The sequence below is a fragment of the Micromonospora trifolii genome (assembly GCF_050516465.1).
Lineage (GTDB): Bacteria > Actinomycetota > Actinomycetes > Mycobacteriales > Micromonosporaceae > Micromonospora > Micromonospora trifolii.
Genome location: NZ_CP191526.1, coordinates 1708384 through 1732151 on the forward strand (window position 1 = coordinate 1708384; position 23768 = coordinate 1732151).

Genomic DNA, 23768 nt, shown 5'->3' on the forward strand with positions numbered 1-23768 from the left:
CGAACCTCCCCAGGGATGACGCGTCCCCATCGCAAGGCTGCGGACGACCGAGCGTCCTGGCTCGCGGCCCCCAGTTGTGGTTGAGGAACCGCTCACAGTGGCGCGACCGCGCCGGATTCACACCGGCTTCCCTCGCGTCGCCGCAGATAGTGGGTCGACGGTATCGGTGCCGCCTCAGGCGGTCAACCCGGACGCCGCGCCCCCGGAGACGTCTGAATATCGGTACGTCAGCGAGGCGGACCAGCCGCAGGTGCCAGTGGATTCGTCAGACCAAACAGCGACACTGCCGGAAGCCGGTCGTGGCGCGAGTTCCGCGACTCAACAACAGTCTGTTACCGCTAACATGGTCAACCTGCCAGATCGACTCTGTGGCTCCGGGTTGACCCGGGGGTTCGATCAGCGGCTGGGCGGGGTGTGGTGTGGACGAGAACGCGCCAGGACGGGTCCGGTGACGACCGGCGAGGTCGCGCGACGATCGGGCATCGTCGACGCGCACCATCACCTCTGGGTCCGGGCGCGGCACCCACAGCCCTGGATCGATCCGCAGACCATGGCCGCGATCGACGACGACTTCACGCCGGTCGAGCTCGCCCCGGCGACCCGGGCCGCCGGGGTCACCCAGACCGTGGTCGTCCAGTCCGTCGCCGTTCGGTCGGAGACGCCCGAGCTGCTCGGCATCGCGGCTGACGACCCCCTCATCGGCGGGGTCGTCGGTTGGGTCGACCTCACCGCCGCCGATGTCGACCGCCGCCTCGCCCGACTACGCAGGGCGCGCGGCGGCGAACGGTTGGTCGGGATCCGCCACCTGGTCCAGTCCGAACCCGACCCGACCTATCTCGACCGCCCCGACGTGCGGCGGGGCATCGCCACGGTCGGTGCCGCCGGCCTCGCCTTCGACCTCCTGGTGCGCCATCGTCAACTGCCGGCGGCGACCCGGCTCGTCCGCGACCTGCCCCAGGTGCGCTTCGTCCTGGACCACCTCGGCAAGCCTCCGCTCGGGCGCGCCGATCTCGGTGACTGGCGGCATGACCTGCGGGCGCTCGCGGCCGAGCCCAACACGACGGCGAAGCTCTCCGGCCTGGTGACCGAAGTGGACGGCGGTTCCTGGACGACGGCCGGCCTGCGGCCCGCAGTCGAGCACGCCCTGGACGTGTTCGGGCCGGATCGGCTGATGTTCGGCTCGGACTGGCCGGTGTGCCTGCTCGCCACCTCGTACACCCGCTGGGTCACCGTCCTCGGTGACCTGCTGGATCCGCTGTCCGACGACGAGCGGGCGGCGATCTGGCGCCAGACCGCCGGACGGGTCTACCGGCTGGCTTCTTCCTGAGCGCAGCGGCTTCCGAACTGGGGACATAGCATGTTATCGATAACATGCTAGCGACGGCAGCCGATGTCGATTTGGTCAGACGTATGCCTTCGGTGGTGCAGGTAACGATGGCAAAACATGCCGGCAAGACCTTGGCAACATACGTGAATGCGTGGCAAGGTAACGCCTGATCGTGGGAAACATCCGACCTATCTCCAAGGGTTGTGCGGGCACCAGTCGCACTGCCGTCCGAGCGGGGTTGGTCGCTCACAGGCGTTCGGCTCGTCGGCGGGTCCCCGTCGGACGCCGGCGCCACGCTTGGGGAGGTCAGGTCCGACGATGAGTAGCGCCGAGGCAACCGCCGGCACGCAGCGCGGCGAACTCAGCGACTGGTTCCGGGAACGGATCTCCCACGCCGTCTCCGAGTTCACCGCCGCGACCGCGCTGGTCGTCCTCTTCATCGCCCTGACCTTCGCGAGTCCGTACTTCCTGACAGCGGACAACCTCTTCAACATCGGGGCACAGACAGCGGTGATCGCCATCATCGCCACGGCCCAGACAATGGTCATCATCACGAAGGGCATCGACCTGTCCGTGGGGTCGGTCGCCGCGCTCGCCGGCGTGTTGGGCGCGATGGTCGTGCGCGACCTCGGCTTCTCGCTCTGGGCGGCGACGGCGGTCGCGATCGGCGTCGGCGCGCTGGCCGGGCTGTTGAACGGGCTGCTGGTGACGGTGGCCCGGATTCCGCCGTTCATCGCGACCTTGGGGACGATGTCCGTGGGCCGCGGCCTCGTCTTCATCATCACCGGAGCGGTCGGCGTCTACGGCCTGCCCCGATCCTTCCAACTGCTCGGCAACGGGCAGATCCTCGGCATTCCGTTCGCCGTGGTGATCACCGTCCTGGTCGCCGTCGGGGTCGCCTTCCTGCTCTCCCAGACCCGCTTCGGTCAGTACACCTACGCGATGGGCTCCAACCTGGAGGCGGCCCGCCGCTCCGGCATCCGGGTCGGGCGGCACCTGACCGGGGTGTACGTGCTGGCCGGCGTGCTGGTCGGGCTGGGCGGCATGATCGCCGCGTCCCGGGTCAACTCCGGCCAGCCCAACTACGGGATCTCGCTGGAGCTCGACGTCATCGCCGCCGCGGTCATCGGCGGAGCCAGCCTGTTCGGCGGGCAGGGCCGGGTCGTCGGGACCATCATCGGCGCGTTCCTCATCGCCCTGGTACGCAACGGCGCCGTCCTGCTCGACATCAGCATCCACTACCAGCAGGTGATCGTCGGCGTGATCATCTGGGCCGCCGTCTACTTCGACCAGTACCGCCGCCGGCGGCTGGAATCACGGGGTTGACATGCCATTCCGAGAGTCCGAACGAGGAAGGACACACACCATGGCACACACCACCACCAGCCGGCGGACGCGAGGACGACTCCTGCGCGCGCAGGCGATTCTGGCCGCGGCCGCGGCGACCGCTCTGCTCAGCGCCTGCGGCGGGGTCGAGGTCCGTGACGGCGGCGACGGCGCGACCAAGGACGCGAGCGGCCCGTTGAAGCTCGCCGTCGTACCCAAGGCGGTCGGGGCCGACTACTGGAACACGGTCAAGGCGGGCGCGGAGTGCGCCGCGCAGCGCGCGGGGGACGTCACCGTCCAGTGGGACGGGGTGACCACCGAGACCGACGTCGAGGGTCAGGTCAACCTGATCCAGAACTTCGTCACCAAGAAGGTCGACGGCATCGTCTACGCGGCGACCGACTCCAGCGCGCTGGCGCCGGCCACCGACAAGGCGCTCGGCGCCAACATCCCCGTCGCCATGATCGACTCTGGCACGAGCCCGCAACCGTCGACTGTGCCCCTCTTCGCCACCGACAACCGCGCGTCGGCGACCGAGGCGGCGAAGCTGCTCGCCACCGAACTCGGCCCCGGCAACCACGAGGTGGCGCTCGTCGAGTTCCAGCCCGGATCGCAGACCAACACCGAGCGGGTCGACGGCTTCAAGGCCGGCCTCGCCCAGTACCCCAACCTGAAGCTGGTCGGCCAGCAGCCGAGCCGCAGTGACGTCAACGAGGCCCGACGGGTCACCGAGAACATCCTCACCGCCAACCCCAAGCTCGCCGGCGTCTTCGCGGCCAACGAGCCGAGCGTGCTCGGTGCCGCGCAGGCCATCCAGGCGGCCGGCAAGTCCGGCAAGGTGGTCATCATCGGCTGGGACGCGGCCCCGGACGAGATCGCCGGAGTGCGCAACGGCCAGATCTCGGCACTGGTCGTGCAGAACCCGTTCAAGATGGGCTACTTCGGCGTCGACAAGATGGTCAAGCACCTCCGGGACAAGGCGCCGCTGGCATCGGCCGACACCGGCGTCACGTTCGTCACCAAGGAGAACATCGACTCGGCGGAGATCAAGGCGGTGCTCGAGCCCAGCTGCGCCAACCCGCCGGTGCAGTGATGGGCGGCATTCCAACGGCCACCGCCGACAGCGATCAGCAACCCACCGAGACGGAACCGCCGGTCCTCGAAGCCCGCGGCATCGTCAAGCGGTTCGGGCACGTCGAGGCGTTGCGGGGCGCCGACTTCACCGTCCGCCGAGGTGAGGTCGTCGCGCTGATCGGTGACAACGGTGCCGGCAAGAGCACCCTGATCAAGACCATGTCCGGTGTGCATCCGCCCGACGAGGGCGAGATCCGGGTCGGCGGCCGTCCGGTCCAATTCTCCACTCCGGTCGATGCCCGCCGGGCGGGAGTGGAGACGGTCTACCAGGACCTCGCCGTCGCCGACGACCTCAGCGTGGCCGCCAACCTGTATCTCGGCCGGGAGATCCTCCGCTCCGGACCACTCGGTCGGCTCGGGCTGTTGGACAAGCGCGCCATGCGCCAGGGCGCGGCCGCCGCCCTCGACGAACTCGGCGTACGGATCCCCCGGGTCACCACTCCGATCGCGATGCTCTCCGGTGGGCAGCGGCAGTGCGTGGCGGTGGCCCGCGCCATCATCTGGGCGACCAACGTGGTCATCCTCGACGAGCCCACCGCGGCGCTGGGTGTGGTCCAGACCGGGCGGGTGCTCGACGTCGTTCGGCGTGCCCGCGACGCCGGCATGTCGGTGGTGCTGGTGAGCCACAACATGCCGCAGGTGCTCGAGATCGCCGACCGGGTCGAGGTGTTGCGCCTCGGTCGGCGCGCAGCCCAACTCCGCGCCGACGAGGTCACCACCGACGATCTGGTCGCGGCGATGACCGGCAGCACCAGCGTGGATCGGGACGAGCGGTGACGGCTGTCGTCCAGCGGGGCGCGCGCGACCCCGCCCGTCGGGCGACCTCGAACGGCGTCGGGTCGCCGCTGCGGCTGAGCCCACTGGGCTTCGGCGCCTCCCAGGGCGGCAATCTCTACCGGGCGACGTCGGACGAGCAGTTCGCCGCCGCCGTGGACACCGCGTGGGCAGGCGGCATCCGATACTTCGACACGGCGCCGCATTACGGGCTGGGCCTGTCCGAACGGCGCCTCGGCGCGGCCCTGCGCTCCCGCCCGCGCGGAGAGTACGTGGTGTCGACGAAGGTCGGCCGGCTGCTCGTGCCGTCACCGGAGACGGCACACCGGCGGGATCCGGAGGGGTTCGACGTTCCCGCCGACCATCGCCGGGTCTGGGACTTCAGCCGCGACGGCGTACGCCGTTCGCTGGAGGCGAGCCTTCGGCGCACCGGCCTGGACCGGATCGACGTGGTGTATCTGCATGATCCGGACGAGCACTGGGAGCAGGCCGCGCACGAGGCGATCCCGGCGTTGGTGGAGCTGCGGGAGCAGGGCGTCATCGGTGCCGTCGGGGCGGGGATGAACCAGTCCGCGATGCTGGCCCGCTTCGTGGCGGAGACCGACGTGGACGTGGTGATGTGCGCCGGCCGGTACACCCTGCTGGAGCAGGGCGCGTTGACCGACCTGCTGCCCGCCGCGCAGGCCCGCCACGTCGGCGTGGTGGTCGCCGGGGTCTACAACTCCGGGCTGCTGGCCCGGGACATGCCACCGACCGACGCCGTCTACGACTACCAGCAGGCGCCAGCAGAGGTGATCGACCAGGCCCGCCGGATAGCACGGGTCTGCCAGATGTACGGCGTCACGCTGCCCCAGGCGGCGTTGGCGTTCGTCCGTCGCCACCCGGCCGTGGTCTCGACGGTCGTCGGCATGCGGGACGAGGCCCAGGCGACCGAGACCCTGCGGCGAGCTGGTGTCGACGTCCCGGATCAGCTCTGGGCGGCGCTGTACGACGAGGGGCTGCTCGACGTGCAGTCGTGAGGGTCAGCGGTCACTACCGGGCCGTCTCGATGCTGGCGTCAGCGTCGTCGGGTAACCCCTGCAACGACTCCTCCACACCGATCAGGTGGTTGGCCATGCGGGTGCGGGCCCGCTCCGGGTCGCGCGCCACGAGGGCCTTCAGGATCGCCACGTGTTCGTCGTGGGTGCGCAGGTCCGCGCCCTCCTCGTGCAGACTCCGCCAGAGTCGGCCACGGATGGTGCGCCCGGCGAAGGCTTCGATCAGGCCGACGAGCACCGGATTCTCGGCGTGCACGGCGATGATCCGATGGAAGGCGATGTCGATCTCCATGATCCGCTCGTGGTCCGGCGGTGACTGGCCGATCAACCGGGCCGCCTCGTCGAGCAGGTCACCCGCCTGGGCCAGGGCCTCGTCGGTGATCCTGGTCGCCGCCAGGCAGGCGGCCTCGCACTCCAGCAGACGGCGAACGGTGTGGATGTGCCGGGGGTCGCCCTGGCCCTGGAAGTCCACCACGAAACCCATCGGGGCCAGCAGTTGTGGCGCGTCGAGGTTGGTGACGTAGGTGCCGTCGCCCTGGCGGATGTTGACGATGCCGAGGATCGACAGGGCTGACATCCCCTCGCGCAGGGACCCCCGCGAGACACCGAGCTGCTCGGCGAGGTCCTTCTCGATAGGCAACCGGTCCCCGGGCCTGAACTGCCCTTCGAGGATCATCCGCTTGATGCCGTTGACCACTTCGTCAGTGCGAGACATGACCCCCCTAACGGCCGGCGGGGGTGGCCTTCCCACCCGCGATCACGTACGCCGCCTCCGGAGATGACACGGTAGTCGGGTCTGTCGCCGCCCAGTAGTGGCCGTCGGGAAACCGGTAGAGCGCGATCGACTCGGGACGCATCCGGGTGGAGTAGCCGGGCTGGCTGGGCAGGACGTATCCGCTGCCCGAGCCGGTGTCCCGGATGATGCACGGGTCGGTGAAGTGCTCGTGCAGGTGGTCGACGAACTCGGTGACCCGGTCGGTGAGGTCCCCCGAGATCGCGACGTAGTCGAGCACCGACACGTGTTGGACCATCTCGCACAGCCCGACACCGCCGGCGTGTGGGCACACCGGGACGTCGAACTTCGCGGCGAGCAGCAGCACGGCGACGATCTCGTTGATGCTGGCCAGCCTGCCGGTGTCCAGTTGGCAGAAGTCGATGGCCTCGGCTTGGAACAGCTGCTTGAACATCACCCGGTTGTGGCAGTGTTCGCCGGTGGCGACGCCGATCGGAGCGACGGCGCGGCGGATGGCCGCGTGGCCCAGGATGTCGTCGGGGCTGGTCGGCTCCTCGATCCACAGTGGCTTGAACTGGGCGAGGGCGATGACCCACTCGATGGCCTGACCGACGTCCCACACCTGGTTGGCGTCGATCATCAGGTTGCGATCCGGCCCGAGGATCTCCCGCGCGATGGCGCATCGGCGGATGTCGTCGTCGAGGTTGGCGCCCACCTTGAGCTTGACGTAGCCGTAGCCGGTGTCCACCGCCTCCTGACACAGCCGGCGCAGCTTGTCGTCGCCGTAGCCGAGCCAGCCCGCCGAGGTGGTGTAGGCGGGGTAGCCGGTCCGGTCGAGCTCGGCGAGGCGGGTGGCCTTCGTGCCCTCCTTGGCTCGCAGGATGGCCAGTGCCTCGTCGCGGGTCAGGGCGTCGGACAGGTAGCGCAGGTCCGCGATGTCGACGAGTTGCTCGGGGGACATGTCGACGAGCAGCCGCCACAGCGGCTTGTCGGCGACCCGGGCGACCAGGTCCCACGACGCGTTCAACACGGCGGCGAGGGACAGGTGGACGACGCCCTTCTCCGGTCCGAGCCAGCGCAGTTGCGAGTCGGAGGTGAGGAGGCGGTAGACCGCGCCCATGTCCGCTGCCATCGTCGCCACGTCCAGGCCCACCAGGCGCTGTGCCTGGTGGACTGCCGCCGCCGCGACGATGTCGTTGCCGCGACCGATGGTGAAGGTCAGGCCGTGCCCCGCGAGTGGCGCGCCCACGCCGTCGACGCCGTCGGTGTGCAAGATGACGTAGGCCGCCGAGTAGTCGCCGTCCTTGTTCATGGCGTCTGAACCGTCAGCGGTCAGGGAGGTGGGGAAGCGGACGTCTTCGACGGTGACGGCAGTGATCTGCGGCATGCGCTCCTCGCCCGGCTAGGCTAAAGATCAGATGATCACTGGGAGTATACGGAGGGCTGCTCCAGCGAGTCAACGATGTCGATCACCGCAAGCCCGCAGACATATGATGTTTGCGCCGCTGGGTCGATCCGCCTTACCGCCCATCGTGCCGGTTGGCGGGCGAAGGTGACGGGGGTGGCCGGCCGTGGAGATTGGATGTTCCGCCTCAGCCCAGGGCATTGACGGCGGCATATGGGTGTGGCCTGCGGCACCGCAGTCTCGATACGTCAAATCTTTGTCGATTGTCGACACCCGCGTGGAGGGCCCCGTCTCCGGTGCCTGGCGTCGGTCGGCGTGGCGTGCTCGGCCGGGTTGGTGACGGTGGTCACCGAGTCGGCACCGACACGCCCGAGACCGACATGTGGGGTGTGACAACGACTGCGTCCCTATATATGGTGTCGAGCGCAGCTGGTTCGACCGCTCATCCGGGGCGGTCGAGGCAACAGGGAACCCGGTGGAAATCCGGGACTGTCCCGCAGCGGTGAGTGGGAACGACCGCCGTCATCAGCACTGGGCCACCAATCGGCCTGGGAAGCGACGGCCAGTAGGAGACCGGCGAGCCCGGTCGTGCCCGCGAGTCCGAAGACCTGCCAGCGCGCCGCGTACCCGCACCCGGGTGGGCGGCGGTCCGAGGCCGCGTGGGACGGCTGACGCCACCTGACCCACGCCGGGCTGGCGTGGCGTCCGTCGGTGTCTGTCTCCTCGCGTCCGGGCCACCAGGTCTCGAACTCCGAGGAGCGAGTGGTGACAGTCACCGAGGTAGTCCCGGCCAGCGGCGACGCGGCCCTGCGGCGGACGCCGATGCAGGTCCGCAAGCGCGACGGCGGCACCGCACCCGTGGACGTGAACAAGATCGTCCGGGCGGTCGAGCGGTGGGCCGACGACCTGACCGACGTCGACCCGATGCGGGTGGCCACCCGTACCATCAGCGGCCTCTACGACGGCGCCACCACTGCCGAACTGGACCGGCTGTCCATCCAGACCGCCGCCGAGATGATCGGTGAGGAGCCGCAGTACTCGCGCCTCGCCGCGCGGCTGCTGGCCGGCTACGTCGACAAGGAAGTGCGTCGACAGGGCATCACCTCGTTCAGCGCGGCGATCCGGGTCGGCCACGCCGATGGCCTGATCGGTGACGACACCGCCGCATTCGTCGCCGCACACGCCGCGACGCTCGACCACGCCATCGACCCGGACGGCGACCGCCGGTTCGAGTACTTCGGCCTGCGCACGGTGTACGACCGCTACCTGCTGCGCCACCCCACCAGCCGCCTGGTGTTGGAGACCCCGCAGTACTGGCTGCTGCGGGTGGCCTGCGGCCTGTCCCGGACGGCCGACGAGGCGGTCGACTTCTACCGGTTGATGTCCAGCCTGGCCTACCTGCCCAGCTCACCGACCTTGTTCAACTCCGGTACCCGGCACACCCAGATGTCCTCCTGCTACCTGGTCGACTCCCCGCTCGACGAGCTGGACTCGATCTACCAGCGGTACGCCCAGGTCGCCAACCTGTCCAAGTTCGCCGGTGGCATCGGCATTGCGTACTCCCGCGTCCGCTCCCGGGGGGCGCTGATCCGGGGCACGAACGGGCAGTCCAACGGAATCGTGCCGTGGCTGCGCACGCTGGACGCGAGCGTCGCCGCGGTGAACCAGGGTGGCCGGCGCAAGGGCGCGGCCTGCGTCTACCTGGAGCCGTGGCACCCGGACATCGAGGAGTTCCTGCAACTGCGGGACAACACCGGCGAGGACGCCCGGCGCACCCACAACCTCAACCTGGCCAACTGGATCCCGGACGAGTTCATGCGCCGGGTCGAGGCCGACGAGCTGTGGTCGCTGTTCGACCCGCAGGAGGTACCCGAGCTGCCCGACCTGTGGGGGGAGCGGTTCGACGCCGCGTACCGGGAGGCCGAGGCGCAGGGGCGCTACGTGCGGCAGGTCCCGGCGCGGGAGCTGTACGGGAAGATGATGCGGACCCTCGCCCAGACCGGCAACGGCTGGATGACCTTCAAGGACGCCGCCAACCGGCTCTGCAACCAGACCGCCGAGCCGGGCAATGTGGTGCACCTGTCCAACCTCTGCACCGAGATCGTCGAGGTGTCCAGCGACGCCGAGACCGCCGTGTGCAACCTCGGCTCGGTGAACCTCGCCGCCCACCTCACCGCCGGCGGCATCGACTGGGAGCGGCTGCGCGCCACGGTGCGGACCGCGGTCACCTTCCTCGACCGGGTCATCGACATCAACTACTACCCGACCACGCAGGCGGCGGCGAGCAACCCCCGCTGGCGGCCGGTCGGGCTCGGGCTGATGGGCCTACAGGACGTCTTCTTCGCGCTGCGGCTGCCGTTCGACTCGCCGGCCGCCCGGGAGCTGTCCACCCGGATCAGCGAGGAGCTGTACCTGACGGCGCTGGAGACCTCCGCCGACCTGGCGCGCGACTTCGGCGCGCACCCGGCGTACCCGCAGACCCGGGCCGCGCGGGGCCAGCTCCAGCCCGATCTGTGGGGTGTCGAGGGTACGCAGACCGCGCGGTGGGACGCGCTGCGCGAGCGGGTCGAGGCGTACGGGCTGCGCAACTCGCTGCTGGTGGCGGTCGCGCCGACCGCGACCATCGCCTCGATCGCCGGGTGCTACGAGTGCATCGAGCCGCAGGTGTCCAACCTGTTCAAGCGCGAGACCCTGTCGGGGGAGTTCCTCCAGGTCAACACCGCCCTGGTACGCGAGCTGAAGGCCCGCGGTCTGTGGACCGAGCGGATCCGTTCGGCGATCAAGCGGGCGGAGGGGTCGGTGCAGGACATCGCCGAACTGCCGGCCGGCGTACGGGAGCTGTTCCGCACCGCGTGGGAGCTGCCGCAGCGGGCGCTGATCGACCTGGCCGCCGCCCGCGCCCCGTTCATCGACCAGTCCCAGTCGCTGAACCTGTTCCTGGCCGCGCCGACCATCGGCAAGCTCTCCTCGATGTACCTGTACGCCTGGAAGGCCGGGCTGAAGACCACCTACTACCTGCGCTCGCGCCCCGCGACGCGGATCCAGCAGGCCACCGTCAGCACTGTCGCACCCGTCGTCGTCGACGCGGAGGCGCTGGCCTGCTCGCTGGAGAACCCCGAGTCGTGCGAGGCCTGCCAGTGACCCCCGCCGAAGCCACCACCGACGCCGGCACCACCGACACGAGGACCACGCACATGCTGCTCGACCCCGGGATGGACCTGACTCTCCGCCCGATGCGCTACCCGCACTTCTTCGACCGGTTCCGCGACGCGATCCGCAACACCTGGACGGTCGAGGAGGTCGACCTGCACGCCGACCTCGCCGACCTGGACAAGCTGTCGCCGGCCGAACGGCACCTGGTCAGCCGCCTGGTGGCGTTCTTCGCCACCGGTGACACGATCGTCGCCAACAACCTGGTGCTCAACCTCTACCAGCACGTCAACAGCCCGGAGGGCCGCCTCTACCTGTCCCGCCAGCTGTTCGAGGAGGCCGTGCACGTCCAGTTCTATCTCAACCTGCTCGACACGTACGTGCCCGACGAGACCGAGCGCTTCGAGGCCTTCGCGGCCATCGAGAACATCCCCTCGATCCGTCGTAAGGCCGAGTTCTGCTTCCGGTGGATCGACTCCCTGAGCGACCTGCGGGAGCTGCGGTCCCGCGAGGACCGACGGACGTTCCTGCTCAACCTGATCTGCTTCGCCGCCTGCATCGAGGGGTTGTTCTTCTACGGCGCGTTCGCGTACGTCTACTTCCTGCGCTCCCGCGGCCTGCTGCACGGCCTCGCCTCGGGCACCAACTGGGTGTTCCGCGACGAGTCCATGCACATGGCGTTCGCGTTCGACGTCGTCGACACCGTCCGCGCCGAGGAGCCGGACCTGTTCGACGACGACCTCGCCGACCAGGTTCGCCGGATGCTCACCGAGGCCGTCGAGTGTGAGGTGCAGTTCGCCGAGGACCTGGTGGGCCACGGGGTGCCCGGTCTGACGTTGGCCGACATGCGGGAGTATCTCCAGCACGTCGCCGACCGCCGCCTCGCCCAGCTCGGCATCGCGCCGCACTACGGGTCGAGCAACCCGTTCGGCTTCATGGAGTTGCAGGACGTGCAGGAGCTGTCCAACTTCTTCGAGCGGCGGGTGTCGGCGTACCAGGTCGGGGTGACCGGCACGGTCGCCTTCGACGACGACTTCTAGGCGGCAGCCGATCCGGGGGCCTGGCGTCGCTTGGTGAGCCACCGCATCACGTGCAGGGGGTGCGACGCCGGGTCCGGGATCGGGTGGAAGACGTGTTCGACCTTCCCGTCGGCGACGATCAGGGTCAGCCTCTCGTAGAGCGTCATGTCGCCCGCGGTGCGGGTTGGCAGCCGCAGTGCGTCGGCCAGGGTCAGCCTCGGGTCGGGGATCAGCGGGTAGGGCAGCCGCAGCCGGTGGGCGAGTTCCCGCTGGTACCCGGTCGACTGCGCGGACAGGCCGTACACCCGGGCGGCGCCGGCTGCGCGGAGTTCCGCGTGGTGGTCGCGGAACCAGGCGGCCTGCTCGGTGCTGCCGCGGGCGCCGTGGATCTCCAGCAGCCCGTTGGGCAGGTCGACGCCCGGTCGGCCGGTCAGTGGGTAGACGAAGATGACGCTGCGCCCGGGGCCGAGCGCGCCGAGATCGACCGGGCGGCCGTCGGTGCCGTAGAAGGACAGCGGCGGCAGTCTGACGCCGACCAGCGCGGTGGGGTCGGCGCCTTCGGCGGGACTGCCGGGCACGACCTGGGTCGCGGCGGCGTCCAGGCGCGCGTCCAGCGCGTCCCGCTGGGCGGTCAACTTGCCGATCCGTTCCTGCAGGTTGGTGATGGTGCTGCGGTACGTGGCCACCGCCGCCGCGCACACGTCGGTGTCGTCGGAACCATCGGCGATCGACTCGACGAACGGACGGGTCTCCTCGACGGTGAGGCCGAGCGCCATCAGCTCGCGGATCTGCGCCACCAGCCGCACGGCGATCGGGTCGTACTCGCGGTAGCCGTTGCTCAGCCGCCGAGGTACGACCAGCCCGGCCGACTCGTAGTACCGCAGTGCCCGGACCGTGGTTCCGGTCCGGCGTGCCAACTCACCCACCCGCATCCCGCGACCCTAAACCCGCACCCCGGGGTACGGGTCAACGTGTCCATCGTCGCGGTGCCAGGGCCGCCGTTTCCTGCCAGTCTGGCTGCGAAAAGGCGGCTTGAGCAGGGAGTGTGTGATGACGGCAATCAGTCTGGTGCGGGCTCGGCAGATCCTCGACAGCAGGGGCAACCCGACCGTGGAGGCCGACGTGGTCCTCGCCGACGGGTCGGCCGGCCGGGCGGCCGTGCCGTCCGGCGCGTCGACGGGGGCGAACGAGGCGGTCGAGCTGCGCGACGGGGACCGGACGCGTTTTCACGGCAGGGGCGTCAGCAGGGCCGTCGCCGCGGTCAACGGCGAGATCGCCGACGCAGTGCTCGGGCTCGACGCGGAGGACCAAGCCTTGATCGACGAGACGATGATCGCTCTCGACGGTTCCAAGGACAAGGGTCGACTGGGCGCCAACGCGATCCTGGCGGTGTCGCTGGCGACCGCGAAGGCGGCGGCGTTGGCCCACGAGCAGCCGCTGTACCGCTACGTCGGTGGCGTCGGCGCCCGCCTGCTGCCGGTGCCGATGATGAACATCATCAACGGTGGCGCGCACGCCGACAATCCGCTCGACTTCCAGGAGTTCATGATCGCCCCGGTCGGAGCGCAGACCTTCGCCGAGGCGGTCCGGATGGGCGCGGAGGTATTCCACACCCTCAAGGCGTCCCTGGCCGCCGCCGGGCACAACACCAACGTCGGTGACGAGGGCGGCTTCGCGCCGAACGTCACGGACGCCGACGAGGCACTGCGGTTCGTGCTGCGCGCCATCGAGGACACCGGTTACCAGCCCGGCGTCGACGTGCTGATCTGCCTCGACCCGGCCAGCTCGGAGTTCTTCCGCGCGGGCGTCTACGACTACGTCGGCGAGGGACGCCAGCGCACCGCCGAGGAGCACATCGACTACATGCTCGACCTGGTCTCCCGGTACCCGATCAGCTCGATCGAGGACCCGATGGCCGAGGACGACATCGCCGGCTGGAAGCGGCTGACGGCGATGGCGGGGGAGCGCGTGCAGCTGGTCGGCGACGACGTCTTCTGCACCGACGTCGACCGGCTGCGCGACGGGATCGACGGCGGCTACGCCAACGCGATCCTGGTCAAGGTCAACCAGATCGGCACCCTCACCGAGACCCTGGCGACGGTGGACGCCGCACACAAGGCGGGGTACCGGGTGGTGATGTCGCACCGATCCGGGGAGACCGAGGACACCACCATCGCCGACCTGGCCGTGGCCGTCGGCTGCGGTCAGATCAAGACCGGCTCGCTGTCGCGCTCCGACCGTACGGCCAAGTACAACCAGCTCATCCGCATCGAGGAGGAGCTCGGCGAGCGCGCCAGCTACGCCGGAGGCCGCTGAGGGCTGTGCTCCGGTCGGGTGGCGAGGTTCAGCTCGGTGAGGAGCTTCTCCACCCGGTCCCGGATCTCGTCACGGATCGGGCGGACGGCGTCGACGCCCTTGCCGGCCGGGTCGTCGAGCTTCCAGTCCTCGTAGCGCTTGCCGGGGAAGACCGGGCAGGTGTCGCCGCAGCCCATCGTCACGATGACGTCGGATGACTCCGCGGTCGCGTACTCCAGAAGTTTGGGGGTCTGGTCGGTGATGTCGATGCCGACCTCGCGCATGGCCTGCACGGCGGCGGGGTTGATCGTCTCGGCCGGCGCGGAGCCGGCCGAGCGGACCTCGACTGTGTCGCCGGCGAGGTGGCGCAGCCAGCCGGCGGCCATCTGCGAACGGCCGGCGTTGTGGACGCAGACGAACAGGACGCTGGGCTTGTCACTCATGTCGGGGTTGCCTTCCGGTTACGCGGTCGCGGATTGCGGGGGAGTGAAGAAGCGGCGGCGCGCCCACAGGGAGACGTAGACGAGCCCGACCAGGACGGGCACCTCGATCAGCGGGCCGACGACCCCGGCGAGGGCTTGGCCGGAGGTGACTCCGAAGGTGCCGATCGCGACGGCGATGGCGAGTTCGAAGTTGTTGCCGGCGGCGGTGAACGCCAGCGTGGTGGTGCGCTGGTAGCCGAGACCGATGGCCCGGCCGAGAGCGTAGGAGCCGGCCCACATGAGCGCGAAGTACACCAGCAGGGGCAGGGCGATGCGGACCACGTCCAGTGGTCGACTGGTGATGGCGTCGCCTTGCAGGGCGAACAGGATCACGATCGTGAACAGCAGCCCGTAGAGGGCGGCCGGGCCGATGCGGGGCAGGAAGCGGGCCTCGTACCAGGCGCGGCCCTTTGCGCGCTCGCCGAGGCGGCGGGTCAGGTAGCCGGCGAGCAGCGGGATGCCGAGGAAGATGAGCACGTTACCGGCGATGTCCCAGGCCGAAATCGTCAGCTCGGTGCCGGGCAGCCCCAGCCACTGGGGGAGCACGGCGAGGTAGAACCAGCCGAGCAGGCCGAAGGCGATGACCTGGAAGACCGAGTTCAGCGCGACCAGGACGGCGGCGGCCTCCCGATCACCGCAGGCGAGGTCGTTCCAGATGATGACCATGGCGATGCACCGGGCCAGGCCGACGATGATCAGCCCGGTGCGGTAGGCGGGTTGGTCGGCCAGGAAGATCCAGGCCAGGGCGAACATCACGGCGGGGCCGACGAGCCAGTTGAGGACCAGCGAGGAGATCAGCAGGCGGCGGTCGCCGGTGACGGTGTCGAGCCGGTCGTAGCGGACCTTCGCCAACACCGGGTACATCATGATCAGCAGGCCTACCGCGATCGGTAGCGAGATCCCGCCGATCGTCACCGAGTCCAGCGTGCTGTTCAGGTCGGGGATCAGCCGACCGAGGAGGAGACCGGCGATCATCGCCAGCCCGATCCAGGCGGGAAGGAACTGGTCGAGTCGGGAGAGCCGGCCGACGACCGCGCTCTCGGCCGGGTCGTTCTGGAAGGTCGTCGTCATGTCGCCGACGCCACGGTGAGCAGTGCGGCGAGCTGGCGCAGGATGCCCGGCCGGGCGCGGTAGTAGACCCAGGTGCCCCGGCGCTCGGCGTCGACCAGCCCCGCCTCGCGCAGCGTCCTGAGGTGGTGCGAGATGGTCGGACCGGTCAGGTCGAACGCGGGGGTCAGGTCGCAGACGCAGATCTCCCCGGTCTCGGCGGAGGCGATCATCGACAGCAGTTGCAGCCGCACCGGGTCGCCGAGGGCCTTGAACGCGGGCGCGAGCACCGCGGCGGCCTCGGCCGGTACGCGTCGCTCGGCCAGCGGGGCGCAGCACTCCACGTCCATGGCCGGAACTGCTTGATTCGACATTGCTCTAGGTTGACACTTCTCTAATCAGTGTGCAACTGTCTGATTCGACGGACGTCGAGACAGTCCTCTGATCTCTTCCGGAAGGCAACCCGCTGATGGCCGACATCACCGTGCGCCCCATGACCGCCGCCGATGCCGACCCGGTCCTGGCGATCTACCAGGCCGGTCTGGACGCCGGCAATGCCAGCTTCGAGACCACCGCGCCGACCTGGGCGGCGTTCGACGCCGCGCGCCTGAGCGCGCACCGCTTCGTGGCCGTCGACAGCGACGGGGCGGTTCTCGGCTGGATCGCCGTCTCGCCGACCTCGACCCGTGCGGTCTACGCCGGAGTGGTCGAACACTCCGTCTACGTGGACCCGGCCGCCCAGGGGCGGGGCATCGCCCGGCTGCTGCTGACCGCGCTGATCGCCTCCACCGAGGCCGCCGGCATCTGGACCATCCAGTCCGGGGTCTTCCCGGAGAACACCGCCAGCCTCACCCTCCACCAGCGGGCCGGCTTCCGGGCCATCGGCGTACGCGAGCGGGTCGGTCGCCACCACGGCCGCTGGCGCGACGTCGTCCTGCTGGAACGTCGCAGCCCCACCATCACCTGACCAGCCGTGACCCCCAGAACGGGCCACCACACCGAGGAGCCACGGATGAACGCTCTGGACGACCTTCCCACCATCGTCATCGGCGCCGGCCCGACCGGTCTCGCCGCCGCCGCGCACCTGCACGAACGCGGGCTGCCCTTCACCGTCCTCGAAGCCGGCGACACCCCCGGTGCCGCCGTACGCCAGTGGGGGCACGTGCGGGTCTTCTCGCCGTGGCGTTACAACATCGACCCGGCCGCCCGTCGGCTCCTCGACGAGGCCGGTTGGGTCGCCCCCGACCCGGGGGCGCTGCCCACCGGCGCGGAGCTGGTCGACGACTACCTTCGGCCCCTCGCGCAGCTGCCACAACTGAAGCCACACCTGCGGTACGGGGCACGCGTCGAGGCGATCAGCCGGCTCGGTCTCGACCGGCTGCGTACCGCCGGGCGCGACACCGCGCCGTTCCTGCTCCGCCTCGCCGACGGCGACGAGCTGGTCGCCCGCGCCGTCATCGACGCCTCCGGCACCTGGAGCACGCCGAACGTCCTCGGCACGTCCGGTCTGCGCGCGCGAGGGGAGGCCGACGCGGCGGCGTACCTGGAGCACGCGCTGCCGGACGTTCTCGGCGCCGAGCGGGGCCGGTTCGTCGGCCGGCACACCTTGGTGGTCGGCGCCGGCCACTCGGCCGCGAACACCCTGCTGTCCCTGGCGGAGCTGGCCGCCGTCGAGCCCCGCACCGAGGTGACCTGGGCCATCCGGGCCGCCGCGCCGACGCGTACCTACGGCGGCGGGGACGCCGACGCCCTCCCGGCGCGGGGCGCGCTCGGTGCGCGGCTGCGTGCGCACGTCGACGCCGGACGGATCCGGCTGCTCACCGGCTTCTCCGTGCAGGCGCTCACCCCAACGGACGGCCGGGTGAGTGTGGTCCTGCGGCACGGCGACGGCACCGCCGAGTCGATCACCGTCGACCGTGTTGTCGCTGCCACGGGCTTCCGCCCCGACCACTCCATCGCCGCCGAGCTGCGGCTGGACCTGGACCCGGTGCTGGGCGCCACCCGCGCCCTGGCCCCGCTGATCGACCCCAACGAGCACTCCTGCGGCACCGTGCCGCCGCACGGCGTGGACGTACTCGCCCACCCGGAGCAGGGCTACTACGCCGTCGGCATGAAGTCCTACGGCCGAGCGCCGACGTTCCTCATGGCCACCGGCTACGAGCAGGTCCGCTCCGTGGTCGCCGCGCTGGCCGGCGACTGGGCCGCCGCCCGCGACGTCCAGCTCGGCCTGCCCGAGACCGGCGTGTGCAACAGCAACCCTGCCGACTCGGCGAGCGGCGACAACTGCTGCGGGCCGGAACCGACGGGACGTGGACTGTCCACCGGCATCTCCGGAAGGCTGCGGTCCGCACCGATCAGCCTCGTCGCCCTCGACGCCGCCCCCGCAGGAGGTTGTTGCGCCAGCTGATCACCGGGACGGTGCCCGCCGCCCTCGCGGTAGACGGGCGCCGTCACCGTCGGCTGGCACAGGCGACACACGTACGCGCGGACGGGCGGGCGACGAGCCGCTCGGCGGGAATCGGCCGGGTGCACCGTTCGCACACGCCGTAGCTGCCGTCGTCGACCCGTCGCAACGCGACGTCCAGCTCGGCCAGGCGTCGGCGGGTGGCGTCCAGGACGGCGATGAGCTGCGCGCGTTCGAAGGCGATCGTGCTGCCCTCGGGGTCGTGCTCGTCGTCGGCGTTGGACGACCGGGACGCCTCGAAGAGGCTCCGCAGGTCGCCCTCCAGGGCGGTGGCCTGAGCCTCGGTCTGCTCGCGCAGCCGCAGCAGTGACTCGCGGACCGCGCTGGATTTGCTGGTCATGGCCATTCCACAGTACTGCTCGCCTACATGAAGTTGCGGGTGTGCAGGGCGGAGAGTGCCGCCGCCTCGTCGGGCCGGAAACCCAGGCGGACGAGGCGGCGCTGACGGCCCTGGTCCATCGCGTGTTGCAGAGCCTGCACCCGGACGAAGCCGCCGGACACGTCGTCCGGATGCCAACCACCCGCCGCGAGGACCACCAGCGCGTCGAAGACATCCGCGTTGAGGCCCGCGGTGTCGACCAGCGCGTCGTGGCGGCGGTGGATGGCCGCCCGCAGCCGATCCCGCAGCAGCGGATCCAGCTGCGCCTGATGCTCCAGGTGTGCCATGCCGAACACCACGTGCCGGCGCTCGTCCTGCATGGCGAGCCAACAGACCCGGCGCGTCACCGGGTCCGGGGCGTTCTCGTGCAGGAACGAGAGCAGATCGACGAAGCTGCCCTCGCCGAGCACGGAGAGCAGGAACGACGCCAACGCGAAGTCCGACTCCGCGACGAGCGTGAACAGCGACTGTCGACCGCCAGCGGATGACGTCCCCATCTCGGCGCCCCGCAGCAGCGCCCGCCGGCTGAAGACCTCCATGTGCCGGGCCTCGTCGGCCATCTGCACGGCCAGGAGCTGCACCACCTCCCGGAAGTGCGGATGGATGCGACCCACGAACCGGGCCGGTACGACGAGGGCGGCCTGCTCGTTCTCGACCAGGTAGGTCATCACCTGAACCACCGCAGCCTCGACGTCGGCCGGCAGCGCGAACGGGTCGTCCCACGGCACCGCGGTCTGCGGGTCCCACTGTCGGGCAGCGGCCTGCGCGTACAGGTGGGGGGCGATGTCGGCCCAGACCAGGTCGCGGTCGTCGAGGTCGAACCGGGCCTCCGGACCACCGGCTTCGAGCAGCGCGCCCCGGGCGCCGAGCCCCCACCGCGCGGGTGGACGGCTGCTGAGCGCCGACGGCAGGGCCGGCCCGGCCCGCTCCGCGCCGGACCAGCGGTCGTCATCCGCCGACCCCCGGACCACCACCGCCACCAGCTCGCTCGCCTCGCCGCGATCCGGCCATTCGACCCGATGACCCCGGCCACGACACCAGGCGGGCAGGTGTACGCGCAGCGCCGGGTCGCGACCGGAGACCGCCAACCGGCCGCCGGGCGGCAACCCGGCCAGGGCGCGCTGCACCAGCAGGTGCGCGCCCCGGCTGAAACCCAGGTCACCCAGGTCGACCTCGGCGGCCGGTGCCGTGCTCACGGCCGGTAGTCCGTGGCTGTCACCCGCCCGTCGGGAGAGTAGAATCCGCTGGAGTCGACCGCGTCGGCGAGGGCGTCATACCCCGTGGTACGGCCCTCCCGCCAGGCCGTCAGCCCCTCCAGGTCGAGCAGCGGGCGCACCTGCGGATCGGCGTACGACATGCCGAGCAGCAACGTGCCGAAGAGCCGGACCCCGTCGGACTCCGGCGCGCGGACCGTCATGTTGCAGTGGTCGTAGCGTGCGGTCTGCGCCACGATCCGGGTGCCCTCCGGCGGTAACGTGCCCTCTTGGACGAACGCCAGATGATTGGCGTCGATCATGCAGGCGGCGTCGACCTCCCCGGCCACCAGTGCGCGGGCCGCGTCGCGCTCGCCGCCGATGTGGTCGCCGTGCAGGCCGACACCCACGTCAAAGCGGCGTACGTCGACAGTGACCCCGGCCGCCGCGAGGTGACCCAGCGGAATCACCGTCGCCTGTGGACTGTCGATCGCCCCGACGGCGACCACCCGTCCGGCGAGGTCGGCGAGCTGACGCACCGGCGAGTCCGCGCGGACCACCACGATCGAGGTGAGGTCCTGGTCGGTGTCGCGCATGGTGAGCGCGCGTACGGCCGTGCCGTTGGCGGCCGCCAGCCGCTCGGCCCGCAGCCAGGCCAGGGGAGAGTTCCAGGCCGCGTCGATCCGCCCGGCGACGAGGTCCTCGACCTGTCGCTCGTAGTGCGAGTAGAGGACGAAGTCGAAGTCCAGGCCCCGCCCGCGCAGCCAGGTGCGGAAGCCCTCCCAGATGGTCACCACCTTCGGGTCGTACGCGACCGCGCCCATCAGGACGCTTGGCGCGGGCATCAGCGGTTGGCCTCGTCGAGGAGCGGCAGCCCGGTGGCGACCCGACCGACGAAATCGTGCAGCGCGTCGGTGGTCGGCGCCATCACCCGGGCCGCGCGGGCGTCCCGGAAACGGCGCTCCAGGCCCAACTCCTTGCGAAAGGCGCTGCCGCCGCAGAGCTGCATCGCGCCATCGGTCACGTCGGCGACGGTCTCGCCGGCGAGCGCCTTGACCTGGAGCACCCGCAGCATCGCGTCGTCGCGGCCGGTCTCCAGTGCGGTGAGCGTGTCGCCCAGGAAGGCGCGCAGCGCATCGGTGCGGATCATCAGTCGGGCGAGGTCGCGCCGGGTGACGGGTGCGTCGCGCAGGGCCGCGCCGGTGTGCATGAGCGTGGTGCTGGTGAGATGCCGGCCGGCCTCGGCCACCGCGCTGTCGGCGAGACCGAGGCAGAAAGCGGCGTTGAGCACCAGGAACCAGGGCAGGACCGCGCCGAGCGCGGCGTCGAGCCCGGCCCCGTCGGCCGCCATCCTCGCCGTCGACGGAAGCCGGAGACCGTCGGCGGTCATCGGCCGAGAGCCGTTGCCCCGCAGGCCCAGCCCGTCGAAGTCGCCGGTCACGCTCAGCCCGGCGCTGCCGGCCGGCACCAGCCACAGCGTCATCGGGCCGGCGTCGCGGGTCAGCGGAAGGCTCGACCAGACGTAGCTGTTGGCCTCGCCGGCCGAGGTGACCCAGCTCTTACGGGCGTCGAGGCGGACGGTGTCGTCGTCGACGGCGGCTGTCGCGGTGCCGGTCGGCGACCAGAAGTGGCTGCGCGAGCCGTACTCGGAGAACGCCAACGTGGTGAGGTGATCACCGGCGGCGATGGCCGCGCGGACGTCGCGCGAGCCGTGCGACTCGATGACGGCGGTCGCCGCGTAGTGCATGAGCACCACCATCGCGGTGGACCCGCACTCGGCGGCCAGCCGCTCGATCACCTCGGCGACCGCCCGCATTCCGTGGCCGGCGCCGCCGACCTCGCTCGAGGAGGCCAGGCCGAGCAGGCCGGCTGCGGCGAGAGCGTCGACAGCCGGACGGGGGAAGGCCCCATCCCGGTCGACGATCGGCGCCTGCGGGCGGATCACGTCCTCGATCACCGTGCCGAGCGTGTCCGTGGGGTCGGTGGCGGTCTGGGCATTGTCGACACTGGTCGTCATGCTCGGTGCCCCTTCAGGGAGGCCGATGGGACCGCCGTCGACACTATCCGAACCCGAAGACGCAGCGCGAGCGTCGGATTACCGTCTGACGCGGGCGTTGTCCCGGTGGGGTCGGCCGTGCCCGTCGTCCCGGTCGATGCGCAGCTCGCGCTCCAACTCGGTGATGACCGCCCGCAGGTCGTCCAGCCGCTGGGTGAGCGCGATCCGGTCCACCTCGTCCGGTACGCCGTCGCCGTCCTCGTCGTACCCGGGAGCCAGTCGCTCGGTCATCTCCAACCGGCGTGCCTCCTCCATGGAGTTCACGATGACCGCGATGAGGATGTTGAGCAGCAGGTTGACGGTGATGACCACGTAGCTGACGTAGTAGAGCAGTGTCCATGGTGAGATCGCCATGCCCTGCTCGATGAGGTCCGGCAGTGTCTCCAGCGACAACAGCACGAACAACGTCAGCAGTGATCGGCCGATGTCGCCGTACTCCTCCGGATACCTGTTGCCGAAGATCAGCCAGCCGGCCATCCCGTACACGTAGAGCGTCACCACGGCCAGGGCGAGGAACCCGGTGACGCCCGGCAGGCTGCGCCACAGCGCGGAGACGATGGTCCGCAGGCCCGGCGAGAACCGCACCAGGCGCACCATGCGGGCGACCCGTACGACCCGCAGCAGCGCCGGGTCGCCGTGCAGGCCCGGGATGAAGATCGCCGCGATCACCACGAAGTCGAAGACGTTCCAGCCGTGCCGGAAGAAGTCCTGTGGGCGTCTGCCATAGGCGGCCAGCCGGACGGCGATCTCGACGACGAAGACGGCCCGGAAGAACAGCTCCAGCCCGTGCAGCGCGGTGCCGGCCGAGCTCAGGTCGTCGTACGTCTCCAGGCCGAGAACGATGCCGTTGGCGAGGATGACCACGACGATGGCGATCTCGAAGGGTCGTGACCGGGCGAGCTGGTCGCAACGGTCGGTCCAACCCGAGCGGTGCCGCGGCGGTGTGGACGGGCCACCCCGCTGGGCGGGCACGGGTGCGTCACTCACCAGTCGGCCGGCTCGATGAGGCGCGCCGGGGCCGGGGCCCACCTCCGGCCGTCGTCGTGGCGGTGCGGATGGTATGCGGGCATGCGCACCAGCCTAGCCAAGATCAACGATGCTGGGCGACCGCGGCATCGTGCAGCGTGACTCTTTCGCTGCGCGAAGGCGCGATCCTCGCGGCGACCACACAAATCGCGAACGACGTTTGCGGTTTACAGTAGATCAGTGAGTGACACAGCCGCGAGCGGCCCCGACCGGCAGCCGATCTGGAGCAGGCCCGAACGCGGCAGCCGCGGCCCCGCTCCGGCGCACAGCCGGGACGCCATCGTCATGGCCGCCATCACCCTGGCCGACACCGAAGGGCTGGCCGCGGTCTCGATGCGCGCCGTGGCCGCAGCGCTCGGCACCGGCGCCGGGTCCCTCTACCGCTACCTGTCGTCCCGCGACGACCTGCTGGACCTGATGACCGACCGGGCCGTGGGGGAGCTGCGCCCGTACCCGCAGGTGGAGGGCGACTGGTTGGAGACGATGGTGCTGCTGGGACGCCGGCAGTTGGCGCTGTTCGGCGCCCACCCGTGGCTGCTCGACGTGATCCACCGGCCCTCCGGCATCGGCCCACAAAGCCTGGCCTGGTTCGACAACTGCATCCGGATCCTGGAGCCCGTGCGCAGCCCCGTCGCCGCCAAGTTCGAGGCCATCGCGATGATGACCGGCGTGGTGAGCCTCTTCGCCCGCCGCGAGTCCGCCGCCGGGGCGTTCAGCTTCGCCGGGGTGGACCTCGCGGAGTACCCGCACCTCGTCGCGGCGTTCAGTCAGCCCCCCGGACCGGCGCCCCGGGTGGACCTCGTCGAGCGGACCCTGCGCAGTCTGCTGACCGGCCTGCTGCTCGCGGAGTCGACCGAGGTGGGCTGACCGCCTCGGCGTACCGGTGGTGTCCGCCGTTCTCGTGCCCGTCACGACGCACTC

Annotated in this window: 22 protein-coding genes and 2 riboswitches; of the genes, 11 read left to right on the forward strand and 11 right to left on the reverse strand. The window is 70.6% G+C overall.

Features of this window, described 5'->3' with window-relative positions; translation table 11 throughout:
- Positions 1-27: 27 nt before the first annotated feature.
- A riboswitch (cobalamin riboswitch) is annotated at positions 28-183 on the reverse strand.
- A 265-nt stretch (positions 184-448) separates the two neighbouring features.
- The 5 genes from ACQRWP_RS07705 (at position 449) to ACQRWP_RS07725 (ending at position 5580) form a co-directional block, all read left to right on the forward strand.
- Entirely contained in the window at positions 449-1327 is an 879-nt protein-coding gene (locus ACQRWP_RS07705; protein ID WP_430501449.1) for an amidohydrolase family protein, read from the forward strand.
- Positions 1328-1645: 318 nt separating this feature from the next.
- Positions 1646-2653, forward strand: coding sequence for an ABC transporter permease (locus tag ACQRWP_RS07710; protein ID WP_430501450.1), 1008 nt, complete (start codon positions 1646-1648; stop codon positions 2651-2653).
- 40 nt (positions 2654-2693) lie between these two features.
- Positions 2694-3746, forward strand: a complete 1053-nt coding sequence (locus ACQRWP_RS07715) for an ABC transporter substrate-binding protein (protein WP_430501451.1) — start codon at positions 2694-2696, stop codon at positions 3744-3746.
- A complete protein-coding gene (locus ACQRWP_RS07720; protein WP_430501452.1) occupies positions 3746-4564 on the forward strand; it encodes an ATP-binding cassette domain-containing protein in 819 nt (272 codons plus the stop codon). Before ACQRWP_RS07715 ends, ACQRWP_RS07720 begins: the two co-directional genes overlap by 1 nt.
- Positions 4561-5580, forward strand: a complete 1020-nt coding sequence (locus ACQRWP_RS07725; RefSeq protein WP_430501453.1) for an aldo/keto reductase — start codon at positions 4561-4563, stop codon at positions 5578-5580. Before ACQRWP_RS07720 ends, ACQRWP_RS07725 begins: the two co-directional genes overlap by 4 nt.
- 13 nt (positions 5581-5593) lie before the next feature.
- On the opposite strand, the gene ACQRWP_RS07730 is transcribed toward ACQRWP_RS07725, so the two are convergent.
- Both ACQRWP_RS07730 and ACQRWP_RS07735 read right to left on the reverse strand, forming a co-directional pair.
- Positions 5594-6313 (reverse strand): FadR/GntR family transcriptional regulator, encoded by a 720-nt coding sequence (locus ACQRWP_RS07730; RefSeq protein WP_430501454.1) that lies wholly within the window; start codon positions 6311-6313, stop codon positions 5594-5596.
- A 7-nt stretch (positions 6314-6320) separates the two neighbouring features.
- Positions 6321-7718, reverse strand: a complete 1398-nt coding sequence (locus ACQRWP_RS07735; protein WP_430501455.1) for an enolase C-terminal domain-like protein — start codon at positions 7716-7718, stop codon at positions 6321-6323.
- Positions 7719-8149: 431 nt separating this feature from the next.
- A riboswitch (cobalamin riboswitch) is annotated at positions 8150-8366 on the forward strand.
- A 192-nt stretch (positions 8367-8558) separates the two neighbouring features.
- Here ACQRWP_RS07735 and ACQRWP_RS07740 point away from each other — a divergent pair.
- Positions 8559-10877, forward strand: a complete 2319-nt coding sequence (locus ACQRWP_RS07740) for a ribonucleoside-diphosphate reductase subunit alpha (protein WP_430503153.1) — start codon at positions 8559-8561, stop codon at positions 10875-10877.
- A gap of 53 nt (positions 10878-10930) precedes the next feature.
- Positions 10931-11926 (forward strand): ribonucleotide-diphosphate reductase subunit beta, encoded by a 996-nt coding sequence (locus ACQRWP_RS07745; RefSeq protein WP_355010116.1) that lies wholly within the window; start codon positions 10931-10933, stop codon positions 11924-11926.
- Here the strand turns inward: ACQRWP_RS07745 and ACQRWP_RS07750 are convergent.
- A complete protein-coding gene (locus ACQRWP_RS07750) occupies positions 11923-12837 on the reverse strand; it encodes a MerR family transcriptional regulator (protein WP_430501456.1) in 915 nt (304 codons plus the stop codon). The genes ACQRWP_RS07745 and ACQRWP_RS07750 overlap by 4 nt on opposite strands.
- 118 nt (positions 12838-12955) lie before the next feature.
- On the opposite strand from ACQRWP_RS07750, the gene eno reads away from it, so the two are divergent.
- Entirely contained in the window at positions 12956-14221 is a 1266-nt protein-coding gene (gene eno / locus ACQRWP_RS07755) for a phosphopyruvate hydratase (RefSeq protein ID WP_430501457.1), read from the forward strand.
- On the opposite strand, the gene ACQRWP_RS07760 is transcribed toward eno, so the two are convergent.
- The 3 genes from ACQRWP_RS07760 to ACQRWP_RS07770 are packed head-to-tail and all read right to left on the reverse strand — an operon-like array spanning position 14203 to position 16103.
- On the reverse strand, positions 14203-14643 hold the full coding sequence (locus ACQRWP_RS07760) for an arsenate reductase ArsC (RefSeq protein WP_430501458.1): 441 nt from the start codon (positions 14641-14643) through the stop codon (positions 14203-14205). The two genes, eno and ACQRWP_RS07760, sit on opposite strands and share 19 nt — an antisense overlap.
- An 18-nt stretch (positions 14644-14661) precedes the next feature.
- A complete protein-coding gene (arsB, locus tag ACQRWP_RS07765) occupies positions 14662-15753 on the reverse strand; it encodes an ACR3 family arsenite efflux transporter (protein WP_430501459.1) in 1092 nt (363 codons plus the stop codon).
- Complete coding sequence (locus ACQRWP_RS07770) at positions 15750-16103, reverse strand: ArsR/SmtB family transcription factor (protein WP_430501460.1); 354 nt, start codon at positions 16101-16103, stop codon at positions 15750-15752. Before ACQRWP_RS07770 ends, arsB begins: the two co-directional genes overlap by 4 nt.
- Before the next feature lie 95 nt (positions 16104-16198).
- On the opposite strand from ACQRWP_RS07770, the gene ACQRWP_RS07775 reads away from it, so the two are divergent.
- Together ACQRWP_RS07775 and ACQRWP_RS07780 are read left to right on the forward strand one after the other, a co-directional pair.
- A complete protein-coding gene (locus tag ACQRWP_RS07775; RefSeq protein WP_430501461.1) occupies positions 16199-16696 on the forward strand; it encodes an N-acetyltransferase family protein in 498 nt (165 codons plus the stop codon).
- Positions 16697-16741: 45 nt separating this feature from the next.
- Entirely contained in the window at positions 16742-18136 is a 1395-nt protein-coding gene (locus ACQRWP_RS07780; RefSeq protein ID WP_430501462.1) for an FAD-dependent oxidoreductase, read from the forward strand.
- 43 nt (positions 18137-18179) lie between these two features.
- Here ACQRWP_RS07780 and ACQRWP_RS07785 read toward each other — a convergent pair whose 3' ends face one another.
- From ACQRWP_RS07785 to ACQRWP_RS07805, 5 genes are all read right to left on the reverse strand, one after another.
- Positions 18180-18533 (reverse strand): TraR/DksA family transcriptional regulator, encoded by a 354-nt coding sequence (locus ACQRWP_RS07785; RefSeq protein WP_430501463.1) that lies wholly within the window; start codon positions 18531-18533, stop codon positions 18180-18182.
- A 23-nt stretch (positions 18534-18556) separates the two neighbouring features.
- Positions 18557-19768 (reverse strand): ferritin-like domain-containing protein, encoded by a 1212-nt coding sequence (locus ACQRWP_RS07790; protein WP_430501464.1) that lies wholly within the window; start codon positions 19766-19768, stop codon positions 18557-18559.
- Positions 19765-20610: a phosphate/phosphite/phosphonate ABC transporter substrate-binding protein gene (locus tag ACQRWP_RS07795; protein WP_430501465.1), complete on the reverse strand. Its 846-nt coding sequence runs from the start codon at positions 20608-20610 to the stop codon at positions 19765-19767. Before ACQRWP_RS07795 ends, ACQRWP_RS07790 begins: the two co-directional genes overlap by 4 nt.
- Positions 20610-21782 carry an acyl-CoA dehydrogenase family protein gene (locus ACQRWP_RS07800; protein ID WP_430501466.1) on the reverse strand — a complete coding sequence of 391 codons (1173 nt, stop codon included), beginning with the start codon at positions 21780-21782 and terminating at the stop codon, positions 20610-20612. Before ACQRWP_RS07800 ends, ACQRWP_RS07795 begins: the two co-directional genes overlap by 1 nt.
- Before the next feature lie 78 nt (positions 21783-21860).
- Positions 21861-22808 (reverse strand): ion transporter, encoded by a 948-nt coding sequence (locus ACQRWP_RS07805; protein WP_430501467.1) that lies wholly within the window; start codon positions 22806-22808, stop codon positions 21861-21863.
- Positions 22809-23027: 219 nt separating this feature from the next.
- Between ACQRWP_RS07805 and ACQRWP_RS07810 the strand changes: the two genes are divergently transcribed.
- On the forward strand, positions 23028-23714 hold the full coding sequence (locus ACQRWP_RS07810; protein WP_430501468.1) for a TetR/AcrR family transcriptional regulator: 687 nt from the start codon (positions 23028-23030) through the stop codon (positions 23712-23714).
- The last annotated feature ends 54 nt before the right edge of the window (positions 23715-23768 follow it).

Coding starts and splice junctions, on each gene's coding strand:
- ACQRWP_RS07720 (WP_430501452.1), top strand. CDS start 3,746: ATGGGCGGCATTCCAACGGCCACCGCCGACAGCGATCAGCAACCCACC.
- ACQRWP_RS07750 (WP_430501456.1), bottom strand. CDS start 12,837: ATGCGGGTGGGTGAGTTGGCACGCCGGACCGGAACCACGGTCCGGGCA.
- ACQRWP_RS07795 (WP_430501465.1), bottom strand. CDS start 20,610: ATGCCCGCGCCAAGCGTCCTGATGGGCGCGGTCGCGTACGACCCGAAG.
- ACQRWP_RS07785 (WP_430501463.1), bottom strand. CDS start 18,533: ATGACCAGCAAATCCAGCGCGGTCCGCGAGTCACTGCTGCGGCTGCGC.
- ACQRWP_RS07730 (WP_430501454.1), bottom strand. CDS start 6,313: ATGTCTCGCACTGACGAAGTGGTCAACGGCATCAAGCGGATGATCCTC.
- ACQRWP_RS07715 (WP_430501451.1), top strand. CDS start 2,694: ATGGCACACACCACCACCAGCCGGCGGACGCGAGGACGACTCCTGCGC.
- ACQRWP_RS07710 (WP_430501450.1), top strand. CDS start 1,646: ATGAGTAGCGCCGAGGCAACCGCCGGCACGCAGCGCGGCGAACTCAGC.
- ACQRWP_RS07735 (WP_430501455.1), bottom strand. CDS start 7,718: ATGCCGCAGATCACTGCCGTCACCGTCGAAGACGTCCGCTTCCCCACC.
- ACQRWP_RS07780 (WP_430501462.1), top strand. CDS start 16,742: ATGAACGCTCTGGACGACCTTCCCACCATCGTCATCGGCGCCGGCCCG.
- ACQRWP_RS07740 (WP_430503153.1), top strand. CDS start 8,559: ATGCAGGTCCGCAAGCGCGACGGCGGCACCGCACCCGTGGACGTGAAC.
- ACQRWP_RS07760 (WP_430501458.1), bottom strand. CDS start 14,643: ATGAGTGACAAGCCCAGCGTCCTGTTCGTCTGCGTCCACAACGCCGGC.
- ACQRWP_RS07745 (WP_355010116.1), top strand. CDS start 10,931: ATGCTGCTCGACCCCGGGATGGACCTGACTCTCCGCCCGATGCGCTAC.
- ACQRWP_RS07770 (WP_430501460.1), bottom strand. CDS start 16,103: ATGTCGAATCAAGCAGTTCCGGCCATGGACGTGGAGTGCTGCGCCCCG.
- ACQRWP_RS07775 (WP_430501461.1), top strand. CDS start 16,199: ATGGCCGACATCACCGTGCGCCCCATGACCGCCGCCGATGCCGACCCG.
- eno (WP_430501457.1), top strand. CDS start 12,956: ATGACGGCAATCAGTCTGGTGCGGGCTCGGCAGATCCTCGACAGCAGG.
- ACQRWP_RS07800 (WP_430501466.1), bottom strand. CDS start 21,782: ATGACGACCAGTGTCGACAATGCCCAGACCGCCACCGACCCCACGGAC.
- arsB (WP_430501459.1), bottom strand. CDS start 15,753: ATGACGACGACCTTCCAGAACGACCCGGCCGAGAGCGCGGTCGTCGGC.